General features: G+C 31.2%; 4 protein-coding genes. 2 read left to right on the forward strand and 2 right to left on the reverse strand.

Going from position 1 to position 5733, the window contains the following annotated elements; translation table 11 throughout:
• Nucleotides 1-207 precede the first annotated feature (207 nt).
• Both ACMOUI_RS13370 and ACMOUI_RS13375 read left to right on the forward strand, forming a co-directional pair.
• Nucleotides 208-1128, forward strand: coding sequence for a branched-chain amino acid transaminase (locus ACMOUI_RS13370; RefSeq protein ID WP_418966186.1), 921 nt, complete (start codon nt 208-210; stop codon nt 1126-1128).
• 12 nt (nt 1129-1140) lie between these two features.
• Nucleotides 1141-2550: a carbon starvation protein A gene (locus ACMOUI_RS13375; RefSeq protein ID WP_418966187.1), complete on the forward strand. Its 1410-nt coding sequence runs from the start codon at nt 1141-1143 to the stop codon at nt 2548-2550.
• Nucleotides 2551-2598: 48 nt separating this feature from the next.
• Here ACMOUI_RS13375 and ACMOUI_RS13380 read toward each other — a convergent pair whose 3' ends face one another.
• Together ACMOUI_RS13380 and ACMOUI_RS13385 are read right to left on the reverse strand one after the other, a co-directional pair.
• The gene (locus ACMOUI_RS13380; protein ID WP_418966188.1) at nt 2599-3828 is read right to left on the reverse strand and encodes a pyridoxal phosphate-dependent aminotransferase; all 1230 of its coding nucleotides are present in this window, start codon (nt 3826-3828) and stop codon (nt 2599-2601) included.
• Between the two features lie 202 nt (nt 3829-4030).
• Nucleotides 4031-5656, reverse strand: coding sequence for a hypothetical protein (locus ACMOUI_RS13385; RefSeq protein ID WP_418966189.1), 1626 nt, complete (start codon nt 5654-5656; stop codon nt 4031-4033).
• Between the last annotated feature and the right edge of the window lie 77 nt (nt 5657-5733).

A 5733-nucleotide genomic window follows, 5' to 3' on the forward strand; every position in this document is an offset into this window, starting at 1 on the left:
CTAAATTAAAAACTGAATTTTTACTAGTACTGATAATAATAGTGAGCTCTATGGTTTGGATTTAGTAAGAAATTTTTCTTCTAATTGTTCAAGCCTTGTTTTAGTACAAATTTAAGGCTTGAGCGAAAAAATGTATTTTAAGGCTTGAGTCTATATAGATTCAAGTCTTTTTTATTACTTAAATATAAAAAAATGGGAGGAGTTATTATGATAAACACTGGAAAAATCTGGTTTAATGGAGAGTTAAAGGAACATGATGAGGCGAAAGTACATGTACTGTCTCATGTATTGCACTACGGATCTGGATGCTTTGAGGGGATAAGATTCTATAGATTAAAAAATGGGAAATCGGCAGTGTTTAGATTAAAAGAGCATATAGATAGACTTTTTGACTCTTGTAAAATCTATAATATGGAGATTCCATATACAAAAGAGGAGATTTTAGATGGAGTTTTAGAAACACTGAAAGTAAACAATTTAAAGAGTGGTTATATAAGACCGCTTATTTTTAGGGGATATAATCAACTTGGAGTGAATCCACTGGGGAATCCAGTAGAAACAATGATTGCAGCTTGGGAATGGGGAGCTTATCTAGGAGAGGATGGATTAAAGAATGGTATAAAGGTTTGTGTTTCCTCTTGGAGAAGACCTGCACCAAATACTTTACCAGCCCTAGCTAAAGCATCAGGAAACTATTTAAGTTCTCAGTTGATTAAGATGGAGGCATTAGAACTTGGATTTGAAGAGGGACTAGCACTGGATTATTTTGGAAATATAAGTGAGGGAAGCGGTGAGAATATCTTTCTTGTAAAAAATGGAGAGCTATTGACACCACCTATGGCATCCTCATCTCTAGCTGGAATAACAAGAGATGTTGTAGTCAATATCGCAAAAGATCTTGGAATAACTGTAAAATATGAAACTTTACCAAGAGAGTTTTTATATATGGCAGATGAGATTTTTTTAACAGGAACTGCAGCGGAGATAACTCCTGTTAGTTCAGTGGATAATAAAAAAGTTGGATGTGGAAGTAGAGGAGAGATCACAAAAAAAATTCAAGAGGAGTTTTTTAAAATTGTAGAGGGAGAGAATGAAAAATATAAAAAATGGTTAACAATAGTTGAATAATGGAGGTGTATTATGAAGAGTTACTTTATGGGAGTAATAATTTTAATAGTGGCATACTATACTTATGGAAAGTATTTAGAAAAAAACTTTGGGATAGATGAGAGAGAAACACCAGCTATCTCTAAGGCTGATGGAGTTGATTTTGTTCAAATGAACTGGTTTAAAAGTCTATTGATACAGTTTTTAAATATTGCTGGATTAGGACCGATTACAGGAGCAGTAGCCGGGGCAATGTGGGGAAGTTCATCATTTATCTGGATTGTTTTTGGAACTATTTTTGCAGGAGCAGTTCATGACTATTATACTGGAATGATCTCTATGAGAAATAATGGGGAGAATATGCAGGAGTTGATAGGAAAGTATTTAGGAAAAAATGCAAAAGTGTTTACCAAGTATTTCTTAGTTGTACTGTTGGTTATTGTTGGAGTTGCCTTTATAACAGGACCAGCAGAAATTTTGCAATCATTCACAGGTATTAATAAGAAGTTATGGTTAGCTTTAATAGTAGGATACTACATTGTGGCAACACTATTGCCAATTGATAAAATTATTGGAAGAGTATACCCTTTATTTGGAGGAGCTTTAGTAATGATGATGTTTTTATTAATTGGAGCAATGTTAATAAAAGGGATTAAAATCCCAGAGGTAAGTTTATCAAACCTACATCCAAAAAAGCTTCCAATATTCCCATATATGTTTGTAGTTATATCTTGTGGAGCAATCTCTGGTTTCCATTCCACGCAATCTGTCTTGGTAGCAAGATGTTTAAAAAATGAGAGAGATGGAAGAAAATCATTTATGGCAGCAATGTATTTAGAGGGATTTGTAGCTTTAACTTGGGCTGCAATATCATTAGGATTTTTTAATGGTGTAGAGGGACTAGCTGGAAGTGGTGGTGGAATGGTAGCAGTTAGTAAGATGATAACGGGGCTTCTAGGGAAGTATGGTTTAATATTTACACTATTTGGATTGATCGCTTTACCAGTTACAACTGGTGATACAGCTTTTAGAAGTGCAAGAGTTACTATTGCAGAGGTTTTAAATTTTAATCAAAGTTCTTTTAAAAATAGATTGATGGTAGCACTTCCACTATTTTTATTAGCTGGATTTTTATCACAATTTGGTTTTAATACTCTATGGAGATATGTGGCATCGACAAATCAACTTTTAGCAACTCTTGGACTATGGACATGTACATATTATTTTATAGAAAAGGGTAAAAATTACTGGGTAGCTGGTATTCCAGCAGCATTTATGACATCTATGATAGGGTGTTACTTCTTAGCTGCTCCAGAGGGATTAAGATTGGAGAATATGTATATTGTTTACACTCTTGGAGTTATACTTTTTATATTGGCACTTGTAGCAATAGGAGTAAGAGGGGTTAAGGTAAGTAGAAAAATGGATAAGGCAGCAGTTTAAAGGTAGATGAAAAAGGGATCTCTAAGATCCCTTCCATTTAAAATATATTTAATATAATACTTTTTTTATTTTTTCTGCTAGATTATATATCTTATATTTTGGGATACTACAAATAGCAATTCTAATCCCACCAGGAATAATAATAGCAAAAATATTTTCATTTTTTAATTTTGTTTCAATCTCTTTTTCTAAACCTTGAGAGAAAGGGATAGTTATAAAAAAACCACTCTTATAAGGCAGAATGGGAAGGTTAATAGCAGAAGCTTCAGCTAGGAAGATATCTGCCCTCTCTTTTACCATATTTCTCATATAACTTTGTTCCAAAAGTAACTGTCTATATTTTTTTCTATTTAAAACAATATTACTAAAAAGAGTCATTCCACCTTTTGATATATTGGACCAGACACTTCTACAAGTGTATAAACTGGCATCTAAGAAATTTTCAATGGTATCTTTAGATGATGAGATGGCGATTTGAGCACCAACTCTAAGACCATAACAACAGAAAGATTTAGACATACTAAAAGTAACTATAAGAAGAAAATTATCAGGTAAATCCCTATAAAATTCACTTAAATCATTTTTTTTCACATTAAAATCCATATATGCAATATCATTAATTAAAATTATATTACACATATTACAAGCCTCTTTTAAAATATTCATAATACCTTTAATCTCATAGGTAGACAGAGTATAACCAGTTGGATTATGACAAGGGTTATTTAAAACAATAACTAAATTTTTCTGGATTTTTGCCAATTCAATCACTGAGTTTTTAAAGTTTATTAAATCAAATTTCCCCTTTTTGTTAAATAGAGAGTAGGTTTGATGACCACCTCCCACCTCTTTACTCATAAGTTTATAGGAGCTCCACATATAGTTTGGTAAAAGGACTACCTCACCGGGATTGATATAGTTTTTAAAGGTGTTATAGATAGCTCCACTTCCACCTGGAGTAGCAATAACTTCAACAAAATTATTCTCTAAAGACCTAGCATAGTTTTTTCCAAAAGTATATTGCTTAACAGCCTCAATAAAAAGTTCCTCTCCACTTATACTAGATGAGTAGTTAAAAAGCTCCTTACCCGATAGATTTTTATATTCATCATTAACAATATCTAAGGTATGCATCTCTTCATTATCATTATAAAAAATTCCTAAAGTGGCATTGATTACATTTTTTTTTCCATATATTTTAGATGCTAAATCAGCATTTTTAGAAATTTGAAATCCATTATCAAAAATTTTTTTACTTTTAGAGTGTTCAGCTAACATAATAATCACCTCTTAATTTTTCTTTTGAGGTAATTTTAAATTAAAAAAGATTATAAGTCAAGAAAAATTAAAAAAAAATTCAAATAAAATATTAAATGAAAAATAATTTTCAAAAAAAGAATGAAAGCATGGTGAAAAAAAATGGTAGAAAAATCATTTAGATCTCTCTACCATCAATTTTGTTTCATTAGTATTTTAAAGATTAAAACTCCTCTAATCTTCTTTCATACATATATTGAGCAAAAGTTAAATCATATACTTGTAACATCTCTAAATAGTCCTCAAAAAGTCTTTTAACAAGAACAGGAACTTCATCGATTGGTATGATTAAGTTTGGAATTTCAAACGCTAAAGATTGGATAGATTCAGTCAATATTCCACCCATATAAACCTGCATACAGTCAGTTAAAACATCATTTATCTTTCTTTTTAAACCTATAAACCCTAGAGGAGCAACAGGAATTCCGGCACATGAACTAGGGCATCCAGAGATTCTGATATTTTTAGCTTCTTTAAATATAATTTTTCTATATTGAGGATATTGCTTAGCTAGATTATCAAGTTCTATTCCAATTGCATCAGCCACAGAAACTGAGTCTTGAACTCCAATCATACAAACTTTAGCTCCAACACAAGCTCTAATTTGCCCTCTAATTGAGAATGACTCACTCATAATCTCAGGAATTTCATTATTTAAAAACTCATATATATATGGTAAAGCAGAGTTATGAACTACTGGAAGAACTAAGTTTTGATTGATAGTTGCTCTTATAAGCGGAGCGTTAATCTCATCTAAAAGATTTGCTAATTTTTGTGCATGTTCCTTTGATAAATCGCCATTTTTAACATATAGAACTAAAGAGACAACATCTTTAAACTTAGTCTCTTTTACACATAGATCAGTCCATTGTCTATAGTTTTCATCGTTGCTATTATTTGAATCAAATTTAGTTAAATTAGAGATAAAATCTGGATAATTAACAGTTTCAATAGTACCATTGTCTATAGTTTCCTTATTAAAATACTCCATAAAAAGTTTTCTAAATCCGTCAATACCCATTTTCTCCACTAAGAATCTAAGTCTTGCTTGCATTCTGTTGACTCTGTCACCACGGTCATAGAAAAGTTCAATCATAGCTTTAACAGCTCTCAATAGATCCTCTTCAGGAAGAAACTCTATTAAGATATGTCCAATTTTGCTACCTCTTCCCATACCTCCACCGGCGAAAACTTTAAATCCTCTTTTACCATTAATCTCTTTTGCCACAAATCCCATATCTTGTACGGCCATAACAAATTCATCCTCTAAGCTATTTGCAAAACCGATTTTTAATTTTCTACCAAAATCAAAGGCTTTATCAATTAGAAAAACCTCATTTTCAATCATTTTAGCATATGGTGTTACATCAAAGTTACTTTTTTTATCCACTCCAGTGTATGTAGAAACTAAAATACTTCTAAAAGTATTTCCTCCACCACCTCTAAAATACATTTTTTTACTATTGCAAAGTTCAATAGTGGATTTAACTTTATCAAAATCAACTTCATGAAGTTGGTAATTTTGTCTTGTTGAAAGATGTAAAAAAGGGATATCCTGTTTAAACATAATAGCTATTAAATCTTTGAAGTTCTCTTTAGAAAGCTCTCCACCAACAGCTTTTAGTCTTAACATCATCTTTTTACCTTTTTGCTCATAAATTCCAAATTTAGAACCCATTTTTTTTAAATCAGGGGATTTAATAGTATTGTTGCTATAATCAATAATCCCATTTTCAAGTTCTAAATATTGTTTTTCAATTTCGTGCAGTTTCTTTGTGATTCTTTCCATTTCCTATCTCCTTTATTCGAACATATCCGATTTTAGTATTTTACAACTTTTTGAATAATAATTCAACTGTTTTATTT

The organism is Cetobacterium sp. (assembly GCF_048470075.1).
In the GTDB taxonomy this organism is placed as follows: Bacteria; Fusobacteriota; Fusobacteriia; order Fusobacteriales; family Fusobacteriaceae; genus Cetobacterium_A.